This is a genomic window from Motilibacter deserti (assembly GCF_011250635.1).
Lineage (GTDB): Bacteria > Actinomycetota > Actinomycetes > Motilibacterales > Motilibacteraceae > Motilibacter_A > Motilibacter_A deserti.
In genome coordinates this window covers 1-18,319 of record NZ_JAANNP010000035.1, presented here as the reverse complement: position 1 = coordinate 18,319, position 18,319 = coordinate 1, and the positions used below count along the sequence as shown (strand labels likewise).

The following is an 18,319-nucleotide window of genomic DNA, read 5'->3' as shown; positions in this document are numbered from 1 at the left end:
GACCCGGAGGGTCAGCCGCCCCTGCTCGACGAGCGCCCCGAGCTCGGCCAGCTTCGCCTGCTCGTGCAGGTACTCGCGGACGAGCACGGGGTGCACGACGATCCCCCGCTCGCTCGGCCCGCTCCAGCCGCGGACGGTCACCAGGCCGCCGCCGTCACGTACGGCGCCGAGCACCTCCTCGTGCAGCAGCGCGGTGTCGACGACGGCGTCGAGCCCGACGGGCACCGCTCTCCGGTACGCGGCGGAGGGGTCGTCGGATCGCGGCACCACCTCGTCGGCGCCCAGCTCGCGGACGAGGGGCTCGTCCTCCGGCTTCGCGTCCGCGACGACGCGCAGCCCCTCGACCTTGGCGAGCTGCATCACGTAGCCGCCCAGGGCTCCGGCCGCGCCCGTCACCCCGAGCGTCGCGCCGGCCGGGAGCGCCAGCCGGTCGAGTGCCAGCCGCGCGGTCAGACCGTTCATCGGCAGCGTCGCGGCCTCGACGTCGGACGTCTCCTCCGGCACCGGCGCCACCGACTCCTGCGGGACGGCCACCAGCTCGGCCTGCCCGCCGCCCTGCGGGCGGCGGGGGCTCACGATCGCCATCACCGGTGTGCCCAGCGGGAGCGTGACGCCCTCGCCCACCTCGTCGACGACTCCCGCGAGCTCCATGCCCGGCACCCACGGCGTCGGCAGGTCCGCGCCCATCTCGCGCAGGCCCACGTCCGTGGGGTTGACCGTGGCGGCGGTCACGCGGATGCGCAGCTCCCCGGGCCCCGGCTGGGGCACGGGGAGCTCGACGATCTCGAGCACCTCCGGCCCACCGGTGCGCGGGATGCCGACCGCACGGATGCCCGTCACCGGCGGCGCAGCGAGGCGTCGGCCAGCGACGGCGGCTGGTAGCCGGCGTCCGCGGCTGCGATGTTCGTCCCCGGCGGCACGATCTCGTCGATGCGGTCGAGCACGTCCGAGCTCAGCTTCACGTCTGCGGCGCCGAGCTGGGACTCGAGCTGCTCCATCGTGCGCGGGCCGATGATCGGGGCGGTCACCGCGGGATGCTGGGCCACGAAGGCGAGCGCCAGGTGGATGAGCGAGAGCCCCGCCTCCTCCGCCAGCACGGCGAGTGCCTCGGCCGCGTCGAGCTTGCGCTGGTTCTCCGGCAGTGACAGGTCATAGCGTGCGGGCATGCGCTCGGCGCGCCCGCTCTGCGGGATGTCCTGGCCCTTGCGGTACTTCCCTGTGAGCCAGCCGCCGGCCAGCGGGCTCCACGGGATGACGCCCATGCCGTAGCGCTCGGCGACGGGAAGCACCTCGCGCTCGATGCCGCGTACGAGCAGCGAGTAGGGCGGCTGCTCGGTGACGAAGCGCTCCCGACCCCGTCGCTCACTCGTCCAGTGCGCTTCCACGATCTCCGATGCCGGAAATGTAGAGCAGCCGAAGTAGCGGATCTTGCCGGCGCGGACGAGGTCGGTGAGCACGCCGAGCGTCTCGTCGATGTCGGTGTCGGGGCTCGGCCGGTGGACCTGGTAGAGGTCGATCCAGTCGGTCTGCAGCCGGCGCAGGCTGTTGTCGACCTCCTGGGTGATCCACCGGCGCGAGTTGCCCTGCGCGTTGGGGTCGTCGTCGCTCATCGGGGCGTGCACCTTGGTCGCGAGGACGACCGAGTCGCGCCGGCCCACGAGGGCCTTGCCGACGATCTCCTCGGACTCGCCGCGGGAGTAGACGTCCGCGGTGTCGACGAAGTTGATGCCGGCGTCGAGCGCGGAGTGGATGATCCGCACCGAGTCGTCGTGGTCGGGGTTGCCCCACTGGCCGAACATCATCGCGCCGAGGCAGAGCGGGCTGACCTTGACGCCGGTACGCCCGAGGGTTCTCATCTCCATGGCCGTCCCCTTGCCCACGTGAGGGAGGCCGACGCCTCGGTTGCTGAGAGCAATTTCCCACTGTGCTTGTCCGCGGCGTCGAACGGGTTCCTCAGGAGCGGCGACCAGTGCCCGATGAGTCAGGCGCCTTGCCCTACCCGTCCAGGAGCCCGTCATGAACAAGACCGCGCGCAAGTCCCTCGCCCTCTCCGGCGTCGCCGTCCTGACCCTTTCGGGCCTCGGCCTCGGAACGGCCCAGGCAGTGTCGAGCGCCGGCCTGAACCGCACCCTGAACGCCTGCTACAACGTGCGCACGGGTGACCTGCACCTCAACACCGGCAAGACCTCCGCCTGCAAGCCCGGCGAGAAGCCCGTCGCGTGGAACACGTCCGGTGACACCACGACGGCCCCGGCCGCTCCGGGCCCGAAGGGCGACACCGGCGCGACGGGGGCCCAAGGACCGAAGGGCGACACCGGCGCCACGGGGGCCACCGGGGCCAAGGGCGAGACCGGCGCGGCCGGGGCACCGGGCGAGACCGGCGCGGCCGGGGCTCCGGGCCCCCAGGGCGACCCCGGCGTCGCTGGCCCGCAGGGCGACCCCGGCGTCGCTGGCCCGCAGGGCAACCCCGGCCCGCAGGGGGTCCAGGGCCCGCGCGGCCTCCAGGGCGAGACCGGCGCCCAGGGCCCCGCCGGCCCGGCCACCATCGCGTACGACCGCTCCGTGACGCTCAAGCCCGGCAACAGTGCACACGAGCAGACCTTCAGCCTCTACGAGGAGGAGGCGATCTCCGAGGACCTGGCCCACCCCGGGTACGCCCCGTCCGGGCGGGACCTGACCTACAAGCAGGTCATCGCGCAGCTGCTCGACCCCAGCGGCAACCCGGTCGCGGTCCCCGGCGCGTACCTTGCGTTCGGCGCCGTCATCAACGGCGAGACGCGCTACTACCTCGGCCTCCGGTGCGCGTTCGACACGCTCACGCCGGCGTGCGGCAATGGCTGGGTGACGCAGGCCGCGGCCGACCGGGTCGGCTTCTGGGTGGCCTCCCCGGACCAGGACCTGACCGGCTACACGGTGCGCGCGTCGGTCCTCGCGACCCCGGTGAGCTGAGCGGCGCCTCACCCGGAGCTCGTCGGCGCCAGCATGCGCGCGACGAGCTCCGGCGTGACGTCCGTCAGCCGTTCCGCGACGACGTCCGCGAGCGCGAGGGCGTCGGCGGCGGGCGGGAAGGCGGAGTGCGGGACGGCCAGCACCTTCATACCCGCGGCGGACGCGGAGCGCAGCCCGTTGCTCGAGTCCTCGACGGCGACCATGCGCGATGGGTCGAGGCCGAGCCGCTGCGCGACGGTGCGGTAGACGACCGGGTCGGGCTTGCCCGCCGCGACCTCCTCGGTGGACAGCGTCACCCGGAAGCTGCCGGTCAGCCCGGCCGCGTGCAGCACCGAGTCGATCAGCCGGCGCGGGGACGACGAGGCCAGGCCCAGCGGCCACCGCTCGGCCAGCCGGGCCACCACCTCGACGGCCCCGGGGATCAACGGCAGCTCCCGTTCGTAGGCCGCGGCGAGCCGGTCGATCACCGTGCGCGCGATCTGCTCGGGCGTACCGGCAATGCCGACCGTCCCTGCGAGGTAGCGCGCCCACTCCGGCGTGCTCATGCCCTGCTGGGCGCGGGTCGCGTCCGCCGGCCACGGGCGGCCGGCGTCGGCGGCGAGGCCGCGCCGGATCTCGTCCCACAGCTCCTCGGACTCGATGAGCACGCCGTCCATGTCGAAGACGACGCCCTCGCCCGCTGCCACCGTCACGTCCGGCTCCCCCTTGACTTGTCATGATCATTCGTGCCCCGCGGCTGCCGGGACAACCGCTGGAGCCGGACGATCTCCAGCCGGCGGCTAGTGTCCCAGCACGATGGCAACTTCCCGCTACGCCCTGCTCGGCCGGCTGCTCGACCGGCTCGTCCCGCGCCCCGGCCGTGCGCGGAGGGCAGCCCGCCCGGCGGCCCCGTCGCCGGCGAGGACGTCGGCCTCGACCACCACGGTCCCCGCGCGCAAGCACGCCGGGCGGGCGGTCTCGTACTCCCCCGCCCTCGACGGCCGCGCCGACCCGGGCGAGGTCGTGTGGGCGTGGGTGGCGTACGAGGACGACCCCCGCCGGGGCAAGGACCGACCGGTCCTCGTGGTCGGGCGGCAGGGCTCGACGGTGCTGGGCCTCATGCTGTCGAGCCAGTCCGAGCGGGACGGCCAGCGCGACTGGCTGGGGCTCGGGCCCGGCGCCTGGGACAGGGAAGGGCGCCCGAGCTGGGTGCGGCTGGACCGGGTGCTGGAGATGGACGAGCGCGCGATCCGCCGCGAGGGCGCGGTGCTGGACCGGCGGCGCTTCGACTCGGTCGCCGCCGAGCTGCGCAAGGACTACGGCTGGCGCTGAAGCGGCGCCGGGTCCGGGCCGGCGACTGCGCGCCGACGGCCCGCCCGTACGCCCCGCCACCCGATCCACCCGACCGCGGTGCCGATCGCGAGCGAGGTGCCGATCAGCACCGCGTGGACGAGGAAGAACGAGGTCGGGCCGTCGTCCCAGGAGCGGTCGTCGGCCCAGATCGCGCGCAGGAAGCGCGGCCAGATCAGCCACGTCCATCCGCCGACGGCCAGCAGGAACCACGAAGCGCGCCGCGACAGAACCACCGGCGCATTCTCCCCCCGCCCGTGTCGGAGCGCCCCCGGACGCCCCCGCGCGGGCTAGCGTTGGCCCGATGTCCGGGATCCTCGTACGCGGCGGCCGGGCCGCGCTCGCGGCGGTCGCCGCCTGCAGCCTCGGCCTGCTCGCCGCGCCCGTGGCGGAGGCCGGCGCGCCGGTGGCGGCCGGCCACACAGCCGGCCATGCATCCGCCCGGGCATCCGACCCGGCATCCGTCAAGGCATCCGACCCCGTCGGCGGCCCGCTGCTCAAGGGCGGACGCGTCGTCGTCGACCTGCCCGCCGGCGTCCCACGCCCGCCCAAGATCACGGCGAAGGCGTACGTTGTCGCCGACGCCGACACCGGCGAGGTGCTCGCGACGAAGGCACCGCACAAGCGGCTGCGCCCGGCGAGCACGCTCAAGACGCTGACCGCGCTGACGCTGCAGCCCAAGCTGGCGCCGCAGACGGTCTACACCGCGAGCGCGGACGACGCGAACATCGAGGGCTCGAAGGCCGGGATGGTGCCGGGCGGCACCTACACCGTCGAGCAGATGTTCCAGGCGCTCTTCCTCGCCAGCGGCAACGACGCCGCGCACGGGCTCGCGACGCTCAACGGCGGCGTCGCGCAGACGGTGGCGGAGATGAACGCGCTCGCCGACCACCTGCAGGCGCTCGACACCCACGCCGTCAGCCCCGAGGGCCTCGACGAGGACGGCCAGGTCAGCTCGGCGTACGACCTCGCGCTCTTCGGCCGGGCGGCGCTCGCGAACCCGGCGATCATGGGCTACGCACAGACCGTCTCGACCCCGTTCCCGGGCAAGATGGTCAAGAAGGGCAAGCGGCGCCCGACGTTCGAGCTCTGGTCCCACCAGAAGTACGTCCTGAACTATGACGGCGCGCTGGGCATCAAGAACGGCTGGACGACGCTGGCCCGCAACACGATCATCGCCGCCGCCGAGCGCGGCGGCCGGACGGTGATCGTCACGCTCCTCGGCGCCGCACAGGGCTGGCAGGAGGCCGTGCAGCTCTCGGACTGGTACTTCCGGCACGGGGCGGCGGCGCACGCCGTCGGCGAGCTGGTCGAGCCGGGCGCCCCCGCGGTGGAGGCGGCCGCGCCGAGCGTCGCGCCCACCCTCGCCCCCGCGCCGGCCCCTGCCCCGGCGGCCCGGGCGCAGGTCACCGGCTCGGGCAGCGGCTGGCTGGGCACGGTGCTCGGCGTGCTCGCGGTGCTGTGGGCGACGGTGGCCGGGCTGCGGCTGCGTGTGCTCTACCGGCGCCGGCAGCGACGCCGCCGGCTCGCCCAGCAGCGCGTCGTCGGCCCGCCGCGCCGACCCGCTCCGACGTCCGCGCCGGGGCCGCGTCCGGCCCGGGACGTCGCGGGCCCCCGCCTGCCGGTGCGCTGACGCCGAGCGCGTTGGCGGCGCCCCCGCAAAGTCAGGGCCGCGTCGCGCGTCGCCGCACCGACACCAGCGCGACCACGCCGAGGAACGCCGCGGCCCGCTTCTTCAGCCCCACCGGCAGCCCGTACCTCCCCCGGATCGCCTCCGCCGCGGCCTGGTCGCGACGCGCGTTGCGCGCGCGCAGCTTGTCCCGGGCGGCGACCGCCTGCGGCAGCGGCTTGCCGGAGACCACCTTCGCCTCCTCCTCGCTCAGCACGTCGGCCTCGGCGACGGTCAGCGCCTCCAGCGTCGCCTTGGGCCCCGTGGCCGCCCAGGACGCGGCGTAGAGGATGACGCGGCTGATGAAGTTGATCCACACGAGCAGGCCGACGACGACCGCGAAGGACGCGTAGAGCGGGTTGCTCGTCGTGTTGCCGATCAAGGTCGTGCCGAGCTGCTTGAGCACCTCGATGCCGATGCCGCCGAGCAGCGCGCCGTGCCAGGTGTTGCGCCACGGGAGCCGGTGGCCGGGCAGGCGGGTGAAGACGAAGAGCAGCACGGTCGTGTTGCCGATCACGGCGATCGAGATGCCGAGCACCCGCAGCAGGACGGCCGCGCCGACGTTCCCGTCCAGGTCGAACCAGCCCAGCACGGTCCCGGACAGGCTCGTGGTGAAGCTCGAGACGGTCGTCGTGGCCAGCACCAGGGTGCCGAAGACGACGAGCACGATGACGTCGACGACCTTCTTCACCACGAAGTTGCCGCCGCCGGTCGTCAGCCCCCACACCTGGCGGAGCGCCTCACGCAGCGCGTCCAGCCAGCCGAGCCCGGCGTACAGCAGGCCGACGAGGCCGACGAGGCCGGCGCCGGCCTTCGCGTTGGCGAACGTCTCGACGTTGATCTGCCCCTCGCCGGTGCCGATCAGGCTGGGGAACGTCTCCTGCAGCGTGTCCTGGATGTCCTGCTGGGCGTCGGGATAGGCGTCGGCGATGAAGCCGACGACGGAGAAGGCGAGCGCGATGAGCGGGAAGAACGACAGGAAGCCGAAGTACGTCACGGCCCCGGCCAGCGCGCCGCCGCGCACCTTGCCGTAGTGCTTGTTCATCCGCAGCGCGTGGTCCAGGATCGGCCACCGCGTGCGGACCTCGTGGGCCGTGTCCTTGGCCTTGTCGACGACTGCGGGCATGCGCCGTCACTACCCCGCGGCCGGTTGGATCACCCCCGCCGCTCAGCCGGCCGCGCCCACGCCCTCCGCCGGCAGGCCCGGGCCGGGCAGCTGCCGGCCCAGCACGAAGTCGCGCTGCGGCCGCCACACCCCGTCCGGCCCGTGCTCGTAGAGGCTGAACCCCCAGACCACGAACCGCGCTTCGTACGTCGCCAGCTCGTCGTAGGCCCGGTCGAGCGCCTCGTCGGGCAGGTCGTGCGCGACCGTGACGTGCGGGTGGAACGGGAAGCTCAGCTCACGGTGGAGCGGGCCGCGGCGTACGAGCTCCTCGATGCGCTCGATCGCGCTGATCCCAAGGGCCAGCTGCACGAAGACCACCGGCGACACCGGCCGGAAGGTGCCGGTGCCGCGCAGGTGCAGGTCGAACGGCTCCTCCTGCGCGGCCGTGGCCCGCAGGTGCTCCTCGATGCCGGGCAGCGCCTCGTCCTCGACGTCGGTCGGCGGGACGAGCGTCACGTGGGTGGGGATCGCGTCGGCGAGCGGGTCGCCGAAGGCCCTGCGGTAGCGCTGGAGCTCGCCACCCCACGGCTCGGGGATGGCGATCGCGACGCCGATGGTGCGCAGTGCTCTGCCCTAGCGCTTCGCCGGGAGGAACCCGACCCGGTCGTACGCCGTCGCGAGCGTCTCCCCCGCGACGGTCCGGGCGCGCTCGGCGCCGCGGGCCAGGACCGCGTCGAGCCCCTCGGTGTCCGCGACGATCTGGCGGACCTTGTCCCGGAACGGCGTCGCGAACTCGACGAACACCTCGGCGAGGTCCTTCTTGAGGTCGCCGTAGCCCTTGCCGTCGTACGCGGCCTCCAGCTGCTCGACGGTCTGCCCGGACAGGGCGGAGTAGATCGTGAGCAGGTTGCTGATGCCGGGCTTCTCGGCCGGGTCGAACCGGATCTCGCGGCCCGTGTCGGTGACGGCGCTGCGGATCTTCTTGGCGTTGACCTTGGGCTCGTCGAGCAGGTAGAGGCAGCCGCTGCCGCCGAGGGACTTGCTCATCTGCTTGTCCGGCGTCTGCAGGTCGTAGATCTTGGCCGTGCCCTTGACGATGTAGGGCTCGGGGACGACGAACGTCTCGCCGAAGCGGGTGTTGAAGCGCTGGGCCAGGTCGCGGGTGAGCTCGAGGTGCTGGCGCTGGTCCTCGCCGACCGGGACCCGGTGGCTCTGGTAGAGCAGGATGTCCGCGGCCATGAGCATCGGGTAGGTGAAGAGCCCGACGCCCGAGCGGTCCGTGCCGTAGCGCTGGGACTTGTCCTTGAACTGCGTCATGCGGCTGGCCTCGCCGAAGCCGGTCAGGCAGGTCAGGACCCAGCTGAGCTCGGCGTGCGCGGCGACGTGGCTCTGCACCAGCAGCGTGCTGCGCTCGGGGTCGACGCCACCGGCGAGGAACTGCGCGGCCGTCACCCGGGTGCGCTGGCGCAGCACCTCCGGCTCGAAGTCCGCCGTGATCGAGTGCAGGTCCACGACGCAGTAGAACGCGTCGTGGGTCTCCTGGAGCTTGACCCACTGCGTGAGGGCACCGAGGTAGTTGCCCAGATGGAGCGAGTCGGCCGTGGGCTGCATGCCCGAGAAGACGCGGGGCAACGACATGGGCTCCATTCTTGCACTGGCGACGACGCGTTCAGACCCACCTGGCCACGACGGGTCACGCCAGCTCACGTGGCGGCACCCGGGCTCGCACCGGGGCGCACCTCGATGCGGGCGACGCGCCGGCCGTCCATCTCCCGGACCGTCAGCCGGTGGGACGCCACCTCGACCGCGTCGCCGACCGCCGGGATGCGCCCGAGCGTGGTCATGACGAAGCCGGCCGCGGTCTCGTAGGGCCCCTCGGGCAGCTCGAGGCCCGTCCGCTCGGCGAAGTCGTCGAGGTTGAGCAGCCCGTCGACCTCGGCCGGCCCGTCCTGCCGCGCCTCCCCGGCGTCGACGTCGTACTCGTCACGGATGTCGCCGACGAGCTCCTCGACCAGGTCCTCGAGCGTCACGATGCCGTCGGTGCCGCCGTACTCGTCCACGACGATCGCGAGGTGCTGGCCGGCCCGCCGCATCTCCGACAGGGTCGGCAGCACCTGCTTGGTGCCCGGCAGCAGCAGGACCGGGCGGGCGAGCTCCTCGAGCCGGGCGTTGCTGCTCGTGGCCGGGTCGAACAGGTCGCGCACGTGGACGAAGCCGACGACGTCGTCGGCGGAGCCGCGGACGACGGGATATCTCGAGTGCGGCTTGTCCGACACCAGCCGGACCGCGCGGAACACCGTCAGCGAGCCGTCGAGGAACTCCACCTCGGTGCGCGGCACCATCACCTCGTGCAGCTGCCGGCTGCCGGCGCCGAGCACCTCACCGATGAGACGGCGCTCCTCGCCCCCGATCGCCTCCGCACCGGCGACGAGGTCGAGGATCTGCTCCTCGCCAATCTCCTCCTCGGCCCCCCTGCCCGCTCCGACGGCGCGCACGAGCAGGTCGGCAGGGCGCATGACCAGCCAGGTGAGCGGCCGGGCGGCAGTGGCCAGCCGGGCCGTCGACGGGCCGAGCGCGTACGCCACCGCCTCCGGCCGCGCGGCGGCGACCCGCCGCAGGGTGAGCTGCACGAGCACGACGAGGTACGCGGTCGCGAGCGTGACGCCCACGACCGCCAGCGCCTGCGCGGGCTGCTCGGCGGCGTCGAGCGCGGTCAGCCCGCGCTCGAGCTCGTCCCCGAGCGTGACGGCCGCGTAGGCGGCGGCGAAGAAGCCGGCCAGCACCGAGCCGACCTGCAGCGCGGGCTGGAAGCGCTCGGGCGCCTCGGCCAGCGCCGCGACCCGCGCGCCCCGACGCCCGCGGGCGGACATGGCGCGCAGCTGGCTCTCGCGCAGCGACGTGAGGGCCGGCTCGGCGGCCGCGAGCAGCCCCCCGAGCAGCACCAGCGCGATCAGGAGCAGGACGTCGGCGACCGTGCGGCTCACGCCACGGCCTCCCCGCCGGGCCGTGGCGTGCTGCGCTCTGAGGGCTCCATGGTCGGCAGCCTAGAACGCCGCCGGCCCTGCCCGTGCCGTCACCGGCTCAGTGCCGGTGGGTCAGGTCAGGGGGTCAGCCGAGCCGTCCCGTGACGAGCCCGCCGACGAGGACGGCAACGACGAAGACCTCGATGAGCACGAGTGTCGCGCGACGCGTCGAACCGGGCATGGGGCACTTCCTTTCCTTGCGTGCTGTTCCGCAGGGAAGGAGACGGTCGGCGTGAGGTTTGGTTGGGCGCCGGCCCGCACCGGTTGCGATCAGACCGCGTCGGCGGTACGTCCCAGCCGGCCAGGCCGGTCGGCCATCACCAGATGCGTGAGCAGGAAGGCGATCGGGAGCGTCAACGCCGTCGCCACGAGCGGGGCGAGCTCCTCTGACATGTGGGCCAGTTCGACGAGGAGGAGCACCGCCAGGGTGCGCAGCGCGGCCCCTGCGAGGTTGGACAACGCGTACGGCAGGAGCTTGCTCAGACGCGCCTCGACCTTGAAGGCGAAGCGGGCGTTGAGCCAGAACGCCACCAGGATCGCCACAGCAAGCGCGACGACGTTGGCCAGGAGGTACGGCATGGCCAGGCGCAGCAGCAGGTACAGCCCGTAGTAGAGGACGGTGTTCGCCCCGTTGACGACGACGAAGCGCACGAACACGGCCAGCTGCGCCCGGCGGGCGCTCACGGCGCGTACCGACCGGCCGCCGCCCGCGCGAGGATGGTGAGCAGCCGGAGCTCGGCACGCCGCCCGTGGATCTTCGTCGGCACGTCGCCGCTGTCCGGGTAGGCCCGCGTCACCGGCACCTCGGTGCAGCCGTAGCCGAGGCGCGCCGCTTGGATCGGGAGGTAGGCGAGCAGCTCGTACGTGTCGAACACCGCGCGGAAGGGCGCGACTCGCGGGTCCAGCAGCAGCGCGCGCGAGTGCCCCCGGAAGCCGTTGGTGGTGTCGGTGTAGCGCTTGCCCGCGGCGAGCGTCGTCAACGGCGCGTGGACGAGCGTGATGGCCAGCTTGCGGTCCGGCGGAGTGTTGAGCGCGAGCCCGCCCGGGATGAAGCGGGAGCCCTGGACGAAGCCGGCGCCACGGTCGAGGGCCGCGACGAAGCCGGGGATCGCCGAGACGTCGTCCTTGCCGTTGCCGTCGACGGTGATGACGCCTTCGTAGCCCTCGCGCAGCGCGTAGGCCATCCCCATGCGCAGCTGAGCGCTGAGCTTGCCGGAGTCGCGCTTCACCAGGAGCGCGCGGACCCCGAGCTCGCGCTGGCGCTCGGGGTCGTTCGACCCGTCTGTGCTGCCGCCGTCCGCGACGAGCACGTCGACGTCGAGGGCGAGCTTCTGCAGCCGGGCCAGCTGGCCGAGGATGCGCTCGCCCTCGTTGATGACCGGGATGAGCACGGCGTAGCGGCTGGAGCGCGGGGCGAGCTCGTGAATCTCCCCCGAGGGCACCTGCCACCCGGCGGTGTCGAGCGTGGCGATCTGCGTCATGCGTAGACGTCCTTCACGTAGCTGGAGCTGCGGCGCACCGCCGCCACCGGGTCCTCCTGCGCTCGCATCTCGACCGAGACCGACCCGGCGTAGCCGGCCTCGCGCAGGGCCGTGGCCAGCCTTTCGTGATCCACCCCGGTGTCCGGGCCGACCTCACCGAGCTGGGGCGCGCTCGCGTGCACATGGGCGAGCACGTCCGCCCCGTCGCGCACGCGCTCGGCCGCGTCGTCCCCGCCGAGCGCCATGCAGGCGGAGTCCAGGTGGAGGCGGACGCCGGGGGAGCCGACCGCGCGCACGAAGGCAGTGGACTCCACCGCGTTCACCAGGAAGTCGCACCCGTACGCGGTCGGGTTGGCCTCGATGCAGAAGCAGACCCCGACCTCCTCGGCCTCCTTGGCGAGGGGTGCGAAGACCTCGACGGCACGCTCCATCGCCTCGGCCATGGGGATGTCCCCGCGCTTGCGGTTGCCGGGCGAGCCGAACACCAGCCGGGTCGCCCCGAGGCCGGCAGCGAGCCGGGCCATCCCGGCGAGATGGTCGTGCAGTGCGCTGCGCGACTCCGCGCTCCCGAAGACCTGCAGGTCCGGGCGACGGAAGAGCAGCGACTGCATGGCGACGATGCGCAGCCCGGTCCGCTCGACGGTGCGCCGGAACGCCGCGACCTCCGCGGCGGGGACCTCCAGCGGCTCGTCCCAGATCCGGGTCGGCGCGACCTCGAGGCCGGGATAGCCGGCTTCAACGAGCACCTCGAAGGCGGCGGAGTCGTCCTCCACCGGCCACGCGATGTTGGAGAAGGCGAGGCTCACGAGCGCGGCCCCGCCTCGGCCAGCTCGTCTGCAGCCCAGCTGCGGATGGCGGCGACGATCTCCCCGCGCGTGCGGAGGTACGCGCCGTCCCGCCCGGCGAGGACGTCCGCGTGGCGGGTGCGCAGGTCGTAGTGCGCCTCGTTGCGCTCGTTCTCCACGTATTCGACGCCGAAGGACTCGCGGGCGACCTCCGCCGCCGACACCGGCTCGGTCGCGAGGTGCACGACGCCGAGACCGGCGTCCTGTGCGAGCAGGATGTGACCCCACAGCTCGCGTACGTCGTAGAACTGGAAGGTGGAAGCGGAGTTCGCAAAACGCTCGTGGGGCTGATGGATCAGGTCGAAGAGCAGGTTCTTCTTCAGCCCCGGCCCGAACATCCCGGGAAGGCGCACGATAAGCGCCTCGTCGAAGCGCTTGGCGACGAACTGCTCGAGCTTCGCGCGGTTGCGGCCGTACGCCTGCTCCTGCCCGTCGTCGGCAGGCGTCGACTCGTCGACACCCCGCGAGTCGGCGAAGACGTCGACCGTCGACACCAGAACGCAGCGCGTGGCGCGCGACCGGTCCAGTGCGGAGATGAGCCGGCTGAGGTTCTCCCAGTCGCGCTCGGGCTCGGCGTTGGCCTTCCACTTCTCCGCTGGCGCCCCCGCGCAGACGATCTCGTCGGCGTCGGCTTCGGCAAGCAGGTCGATGTCCGTGCTGCGGAACCTCGCGCCCGGAGCGGCTCGACGGGCGAGTTCGCCGCCGATGAAACCGGTCCAGCCGACGAGTGCCCGGCGATGCTGCGTGCTCAGTTGCCCTCCCCCTTCGACGTGGAGCCGGCCACGCCGGGCTCCTCCTGGACGGCGGACGCCGCCGCCTCGACATTCAGCGCCTCGCGCGCTCCCAGCACGGGGCTGGTCGCCTCGTAGGAGACCCGGTAGATCGGATGCTCGTTCGCGGTGACGTGCGACTGGTACATGAACTCGGCCATGATCGCGATCACGACGCCCAGCAGGAAGAACATCAGGCTCATCTGCAGGCTCATCGAGGTCCAGCCCTCGACCGCTCCGGAGAAGATCCCCACGACGACCACGTAGAGCGCGTAGAGCACGTTGAGCGTGCTGGCGGCCAGGGCAAGGCCGACCGCGGCGCGCAGCGGCCGGGCGCTGACGTAGAACATCGACCTGACGACCTGCCGGCCGTTGTCCAGGTAGTGTCCGCGCCCGGCGCCGGCCGATGCGTAGGGCATGACGGTGTAGGGGTAGCCGGAGAAGGCCGGAAGCATCCGCAGCACCTTGTCCCGGTCACGGCGCGGCAGCCAGGCGTCGAGGGCGGAGCGCGGGAAGCCACGCAACGTCAGGCTGACGGACGGCAGTTCGAGGCCGAGGCTCCGGCTGGCCACGCTGCGCGCCAGCCGTGCCGGCAGGGAGGAGCGCCGCGCGCGGTTCTGGTCCACGCCGACGACGACCCCGTTGCTCGAGCGAACGAGCGCCGCGCAGCGCAGCACCTCCGCAGGGGGGTCGACCCCGAGCCGCGCGGTCACCACGACGTCGCCGAGCGCGCTGTCCAGGCCCGCGGTGTAGGCGATCTCGTCGCGGTCGGGGTGCAGCAGGCCGAGGACCTGCAGGTTGGGCCGCGTGGCAGCCAGGTCGCGCGCCCAGTCGGCCGAGGCCTCCCCTCGCGGGACGACGACGACGATCTCGTGGACGGGGTACGCGTCGGCGAGCGCCGCCTCGAGCTGCTCGAGGTCGCGGGCGTCCTGCGCGATGTTCTGCCCGACGACCACGACGACGCTGAGGAACGCGCCGCCCCTGCTCGCCGGCTGCACCGCACCCGCCGCGGGGGCCCGCGTGCGCACCACGACGTCCGGGAATGCCTGGCTCGTCGCCGCGCCGGCCGGCACCGCTCCGTCCCGGACCGCAGGCGTGTCCGTGCTGCTCATACGCGCTCCCCCACAGAGGCACCGGCGACGCTCAGCGCGTCCCCGATGTTGTCGATCTTGCTTCCGAGCATCGAGACGACCCGGCCTCCACCGGACTTGCGCAGGACGATCGGGCGGGCGTCGTCGTTGTCGCGCCGCGCCGGCACGACCTTGACTCCCCAGAGCGACTCGACGTGGACGGCGTCAGCGAGCGCGGGGAGATAGCGCGCGGAGTCGCGGATCATGCGGTTCGCGCGACTGGGCAGGCCGGACTTCACCGCCGCGGCGGCGGCCTCGAAGGACGAGTGCGCCCCGTGCGGCGTGTAGCGCACGTGGCTCAAGGTGTGCAGGCCGACCGACGGGAAGGGGAAGAGCGAGAAGAAGGGGCCGTCCATGACGGTGAACCCGATGTCACGCAGCTCCGACGGGAGGTCGACGAGAGCCATCTCGCACGGCTCGCAACGCAGCTCTCCGAAACGCACGTCAGCCGGAAGCGCGGCGTTCGACTCACCGTAGGTGCAGACGAACACGCAGTCGGCGCGGTAGCTGCCCGCGACCGTCTGGACAACCGCACCGTCCGGGTGCTCCTCGACGCGGGTCACGGGCTCGCCGAGGTGCACGTCCACGCCGGCGAGGTCGAGCTCGTCCTCCATCCGGGCGCGGAGCTTGTCCGTGTCGAAGGACGACTCCTCCGCCACCCAGACCGCCTCGATGAGCCCCGGGTCGAGCATGCGGCGGACGTGTCCCGGCGCCTCCTGCAACGGCGCTCCGATGAGCCCCATGACCCGGCGGAACTTCCGGGCGTTGGTCAGCCCTCCCCGCGCGACCGCATAGACGCAGAGGAAGTCGTCCTTCACGCAGTCGCGATAGCGCCGCACGAAGTCGGCGTAGCTCGCACGGCTGCGCGCGGCCGTGGTGAGCGCGCGAGGATAGTGGTAGCCGCCGTGGACGCGGGCCTGGTTGAACCAGCTCGAGGCCCGCATCAGACCCGGCCGAGCTTCCAGGAGGGTCACCGAAGCGCCCTTTCGCGCCGCGTCGGCAGCGATGGAGCAGCCGTAGAACCCGCCGCCGACGACGACGATCCGCACACTGCTCCTTCCCGAGCTCCCGCAGACAAGCCCTCCTCAGCGTAGCCGGGCACCTCCTGCTGGCGCGGTGCTTCAGCCCAGCCGCACGCTCCCGAACCCAGCTTCCAGGGTGGCGTGGATCATGCGTGGGAAAGACGGAAGAGCCGGGGCACGGAACTCCGTGCACCCGGCCCTGTCGGCACCGTCGTGGCGAGCGTCAGGCGCGCGCCTTCTTGAGGTTCTCGTCGAGCGCGGCGAGGAAGTCCTGCGTGGTGAGCCAGGGCTGGTCCTTGCCGATGAGCAGCGCGAGGTCCTTGGTCATCTGGCCGGCCTCGACGGTCTCGATGCAGACCCGCTCGAGGTCCGCGGCGAAGGCGCTGACCTCGGGGGTGCCGTCGAGCTTGCCGCGGTGCTCGAGGCCGCGGGTCCAGGCGAAGATCGACGCGATGGGGTTCGTCGACGTCGGCTTGCCCTGCTGGTGCTGGCGGTAGTGGCGCGTGACCGTGCCGTGGGCGGCCTCGGCCTCGACCGTGCGGCCGTCGGGGCTGAGCAGCACGCTGGTCATCAGGCCGAGCGAGCCGAAGCCCTGGGCGACGGTGTCGGACTGCACGTCGCCGTCGTAGTTCTTGCACGCCCAGACGTAGCCGCCCTCCCACTTGAGCGCGGCGGCGACCATGTCGTCGATGAGCCGGTGCTCGTAGGTGATGCCGGCGGCCTCGAACTCGGACTTGAACTCGGCCTCGTAGACCTCGGCGAAGATGTCCTTGAAGCGGCCGTCGTAGGCCTTGAGGATCGTGTTCTTCGTCGAGAGGTAGACCGGGTAGCCGCGGTTGAGGCCGTAGCGCATCGAGGCGCGGGCGAAGTCGCGGATCGAGTCGTCGAGGTTGTACATCGCGAGCGCGACGCCGCCGCCCGGGAAGTCGTAGACGTCGAGCTCGACCGGCTCGGAGCCGTCCTTCGGCGTGTAGGTCAGCGTGAGGCTGCCCGGGCCGGGGACCTTGAGGTCGGTTGCGCGGTACTGGTCGCCGAACGCGTGACGGCCGACGACGATCGGCTTGGTCCAGCCCGGGACGAGCCGGGGGACGTTCTGCATGATGATCGGCTCGCGGAAGATGACGCCGCCGAGGATGTTGCGGATCGTGCCGTTCGGCGACTTCCACATCTTCTTCAGGCCGAACTCCTCGACCCGCGCCTCGTCCGGCGTGATCGTGGCGCACTTGACGCCGACGCCGTGCTCCTTGATGGCGTTGGCCGCGTCGATCGTGATCTGGTCGTCCGTGGCGTCACGGCTCTCGATCGACAGGTCGAAGTAGCGCAGGTCGACGTCGAGGTACGGCAGGATCAGCTGGTCCTTGATGAACTGCCAGATGATCCGGGTCATCTCGTCGCCGTCGAGCTCGACGACCGGCCCCTGGACCTTGATCTTCGCCATCTAACGCTTCTCCCTGCGTCTCTGTGCTGGGTTGCTCTGCTGTGGGGGTGAGCCGGGCTCAGAGGTCCTTGACGTCGGCCTGCTTGGCGCGCACGGCCTCGGCGGCCTCCTTGAGGGAGGCGAGCTCGCTCTCGGTCAGCTTCGTCTCGACGACCTTGCGGATGCCGTCCTTGCCGAGCTCGGCCTCGACGCCGAGGTAGACCCCGGAGATGCCGTGCTCGCCGTCGACCCACGCGCAGACCGGCATGACCGCGCCGGAGTCCTCCTTGACCGCCTTGACCATGCGGGCGGCGGCGGCGGACGGCGCGTAGTAGGCCGAGCCGGTCTTGAGCAGGGCGACGATCTCGGCGCCGCCGTTGCGCGTACGCGTCACGAGCTCGTCGATCTTGGCCTGGTCCATCACGTCGGCGAGCGGCTTGCCGTCGACGGTGCACGCGCTCGGGACCGGGACCATCGTGTCGCCGTGCGAGCCGAGCGTCAGCGTGCGGACGGACCCGACCGGGACGTCGAGGGCCTCGGCGACGAAGAAGCTGAAGCGGGCCGTGTCGAGCATGCCGGCCTGGCCGATGACGCGGCTCTTCGGGAAGCCGGTCGCGATCTGGGTCAGCGCGGTCATCTCGTCGAGCGGGTTCGACACGACGATGACGACGGCCTCGGGGGCGTGCTGGGCGATGTTCTCGGCGACCGAGCGCACGATCTTGGCGTTGACCTCGATGAGGTCCATGCGGCTCATGCCCGGCTTGCGCGGCAGCCCGGCCGTGATGACCACGACCTCGGAGCCGGCGATCACCTCGTAGCCCGAGCCGTCGGTCCCCGTCGTCTTGCCGGTGACCTTGGTCTCGAAGCCCTCGACCGGCCGCGACTGCTGCATGTCGAGGGCGATGCCCTCGGCCTTGCCGTCGACGACGTCGGTGAGCACGACCTCCTCGAAGATGTCGTACTCCGCCAGCCGCAGAGCCGTCGTCGAGCCGTAGAAACCGGCTCCGACCACCGTCACCTTGCCCGAACGCGCCACGTCGCTGCTCCTCGTCGAGTGTGGGCCGGTCCCGTCCTGGAAAAAGCGCCCGCGCCCGCTCGGCAGGCTATCTCCCGCGCACCGTCCCACCCGCGCCGGGGCGTGCGCCGGCGAACGCGTCAGGCGCTGGGCGTGACGAGGGCGACCACGAGGAGCGCGACGCCGAGCGCGCCGGACATCGCCGCGTCGAGGCCCCGTGACCGGACGGCCAGCATCCCCACGAGCCGGGTCGGCAGCGCCGCGCGGAGCACCGCCGCGAGCAGCAGCGCCGCCGCGAGCAGGGTCGTGCCACCGCGGTGCCCGCCCACGTCGAGGGCGAGCAGGCCGAGGCCCGCCGCCGCCACCGCGAGCACGAGCAGCGCCGGCCACTCGCGCCGCAACCCCATGACACCCCTCAGCCGCCCCTCAGCCGCCCCTCAGCCGTCCCCGCGCCCTGCCCGTTGTCAGGAGGCGAGCGAGCGCTCGGCCGCCTCGACGACGTTGGTCAGCAGCATGGCCCGCGTCATCGGCCCCACCCCGCCGGGCACGGGGGCCACGAAACCC

20 protein-coding genes and 1 pseudogene are annotated in these 18,319 nt (G+C 72.7%); 3 read left to right on the top strand and 18 right to left on the bottom strand.

From position 1 onward, the window contains the following. Together G9H71_RS17285 and G9H71_RS17280 are read right to left on the bottom strand one after the other, a co-directional pair. Window positions 1-840 (bottom strand): NADP-dependent oxidoreductase (locus G9H71_RS17285; RefSeq protein WP_331273072.1); only part of this gene is annotated, 840 nt, incomplete at its 3' end. Continuing rightward, window positions 837-1,862, bottom strand: coding sequence for an aldo/keto reductase (locus G9H71_RS17280; protein WP_166284032.1), 1,026 nt, complete (start codon window positions 1,860-1,862; stop codon window positions 837-839). The genes G9H71_RS17285 and G9H71_RS17280, both read right to left, overlap by 4 nt. Before the next feature lie 154 nt (window positions 1,863-2,016). On the opposite strand from G9H71_RS17280, the gene G9H71_RS24675 reads away from it, so the two are divergent. Beyond that, complete coding sequence (locus G9H71_RS24675) at window positions 2,017-2,949, top strand: collagen-like domain-containing protein (protein ID WP_166284030.1); 933 nt, start codon at window positions 2,017-2,019, stop codon at window positions 2,947-2,949. A gap of 8 nt (window positions 2,950-2,957) precedes the next feature. On the opposite strand, the gene G9H71_RS17270 is transcribed toward G9H71_RS24675, so the two are convergent. Continuing rightward, window positions 2,958-3,605 carry an HAD family hydrolase gene (locus G9H71_RS17270; RefSeq protein ID WP_166284036.1) on the bottom strand — a complete coding sequence of 216 codons (648 nt, stop codon included), beginning with the start codon at window positions 3,603-3,605 and terminating at the stop codon, window positions 2,958-2,960. 139 nt (window positions 3,606-3,744) lie between these two features. Between G9H71_RS17270 and G9H71_RS17265 the strand changes: the two genes are divergently transcribed. After that, on the top strand, window positions 3,745-4,260 hold the full coding sequence (locus G9H71_RS17265; RefSeq protein WP_166284028.1) for a type II toxin-antitoxin system PemK/MazF family toxin: 516 nt from the start codon (window positions 3,745-3,747) through the stop codon (window positions 4,258-4,260). On the opposite strand, the gene G9H71_RS17260 is transcribed toward G9H71_RS17265, so the two are convergent. Next, window positions 4,245-4,514, bottom strand: a complete 270-nt coding sequence (locus G9H71_RS17260; protein WP_166284026.1) for an SCO4848 family membrane protein — start codon at window positions 4,512-4,514, stop codon at window positions 4,245-4,247. The two genes, G9H71_RS17265 and G9H71_RS17260, sit on opposite strands and share 16 nt — an antisense overlap. Window positions 4,515-4,582: 68 nt before the next feature. On the opposite strand from G9H71_RS17260, the gene G9H71_RS17255 reads away from it, so the two are divergent. Next, entirely contained in the window at window positions 4,583-5,911 is a 1,329-nt protein-coding gene (locus tag G9H71_RS17255; protein ID WP_166284024.1) for a D-alanyl-D-alanine carboxypeptidase family protein, read from the top strand. 31 nt (window positions 5,912-5,942) lie between these two features. On the opposite strand, the gene G9H71_RS17250 is transcribed toward G9H71_RS17255, so the two are convergent. The 14 genes and pseudogenes from G9H71_RS17250 to G9H71_RS25240 all read right to left on the bottom strand — a co-directional run. Next, window positions 5,943-7,073, bottom strand: a complete 1,131-nt coding sequence (locus G9H71_RS17250; protein WP_166284022.1) for a YihY/virulence factor BrkB family protein — start codon at window positions 7,071-7,073, stop codon at window positions 5,943-5,945. Window positions 7,074-7,115: 42 nt separating this feature from the next. Continuing rightward, window positions 7,116-7,649 carry a 2'-5' RNA ligase family protein gene (locus tag G9H71_RS17245; protein WP_331273075.1) on the bottom strand — a complete coding sequence of 178 codons (534 nt, stop codon included), beginning with the start codon at window positions 7,647-7,649 and terminating at the stop codon, window positions 7,116-7,118. A 36-nt stretch (window positions 7,650-7,685) separates the two neighbouring features. Then, complete coding sequence (gene trpS / locus G9H71_RS17240) at window positions 7,686-8,690, bottom strand: tryptophan--tRNA ligase (RefSeq protein ID WP_231134990.1); 1,005 nt, start codon at window positions 8,688-8,690, stop codon at window positions 7,686-7,688. Window positions 8,691-8,755: 65 nt separating this feature from the next. After that, complete coding sequence (locus G9H71_RS17235) at window positions 8,756-10,036, bottom strand: hemolysin family protein (protein WP_166284018.1); 1,281 nt, start codon at window positions 10,034-10,036, stop codon at window positions 8,756-8,758. A gap of 309 nt (window positions 10,037-10,345) precedes the next feature. Next, on the bottom strand, window positions 10,346-10,759 hold the full coding sequence (locus tag G9H71_RS17230; RefSeq protein WP_166284016.1) for a GtrA family protein: 414 nt from the start codon (window positions 10,757-10,759) through the stop codon (window positions 10,346-10,348). After that, complete coding sequence (locus G9H71_RS17225; RefSeq protein ID WP_166284014.1) at window positions 10,756-11,556, bottom strand: glycosyltransferase family 2 protein; 801 nt, start codon at window positions 11,554-11,556, stop codon at window positions 10,756-10,758. Before G9H71_RS17225 ends, G9H71_RS17230 begins: the two co-directional genes overlap by 4 nt. Continuing rightward, entirely contained in the window at window positions 11,553-12,362 is an 810-nt protein-coding gene (locus G9H71_RS25250; protein ID WP_166284012.1) for a sugar phosphate isomerase/epimerase family protein, read from the bottom strand. The genes G9H71_RS17225 and G9H71_RS25250 overlap by 4 nt, the downstream gene beginning before the upstream one ends. Further along, on the bottom strand, window positions 12,359-13,045 hold the full coding sequence (locus G9H71_RS25245; protein ID WP_331273074.1) for an NAD-dependent epimerase/dehydratase family protein: 687 nt from the start codon (window positions 13,043-13,045) through the stop codon (window positions 12,359-12,361). The genes G9H71_RS25250 and G9H71_RS25245 overlap by 4 nt, the downstream gene beginning before the upstream one ends. A gap of 104 nt (window positions 13,046-13,149) precedes the next feature. Further along, a complete protein-coding gene (locus G9H71_RS17210; protein ID WP_166284008.1) occupies window positions 13,150-14,283 on the bottom strand; it encodes a glycosyltransferase family protein in 1,134 nt (377 codons plus the stop codon). Then, window positions 14,280-15,350, bottom strand: coding sequence for an FAD-dependent oxidoreductase (locus tag G9H71_RS17205; protein ID WP_166284006.1), 1,071 nt, complete (start codon window positions 15,348-15,350; stop codon window positions 14,280-14,282). Before G9H71_RS17205 ends, G9H71_RS17210 begins: the two co-directional genes overlap by 4 nt. A 196-nt stretch (window positions 15,351-15,546) precedes the next feature. After that, window positions 15,547-16,761: an NADP-dependent isocitrate dehydrogenase gene (locus G9H71_RS17200; RefSeq protein ID WP_166284004.1), complete on the bottom strand. Its 1,215-nt coding sequence runs from the start codon at window positions 16,759-16,761 to the stop codon at window positions 15,547-15,549. A 58-nt stretch (window positions 16,762-16,819) separates the two neighbouring features. Beyond that, window positions 16,820-17,776: a malate dehydrogenase gene (gene mdh, locus G9H71_RS17195; RefSeq protein ID WP_166284002.1), complete on the bottom strand. Its 957-nt coding sequence runs from the start codon at window positions 17,774-17,776 to the stop codon at window positions 16,820-16,822. A gap of 119 nt (window positions 17,777-17,895) precedes the next feature. Beyond that, window positions 17,896-18,162 carry a DUF3017 domain-containing protein gene (locus G9H71_RS17190; RefSeq protein ID WP_166284000.1) on the bottom strand — a complete coding sequence of 89 codons (267 nt, stop codon included), beginning with the start codon at window positions 18,160-18,162 and terminating at the stop codon, window positions 17,896-17,898. A 57-nt stretch (window positions 18,163-18,219) separates the two neighbouring features. After that, a pseudogene (locus G9H71_RS25240) lies at window positions 18,220-18,319 on the bottom strand (bifunctional methylenetetrahydrofolate dehydrogenase/methenyltetrahydrofolate cyclohydrolase); the annotation flags it as partial.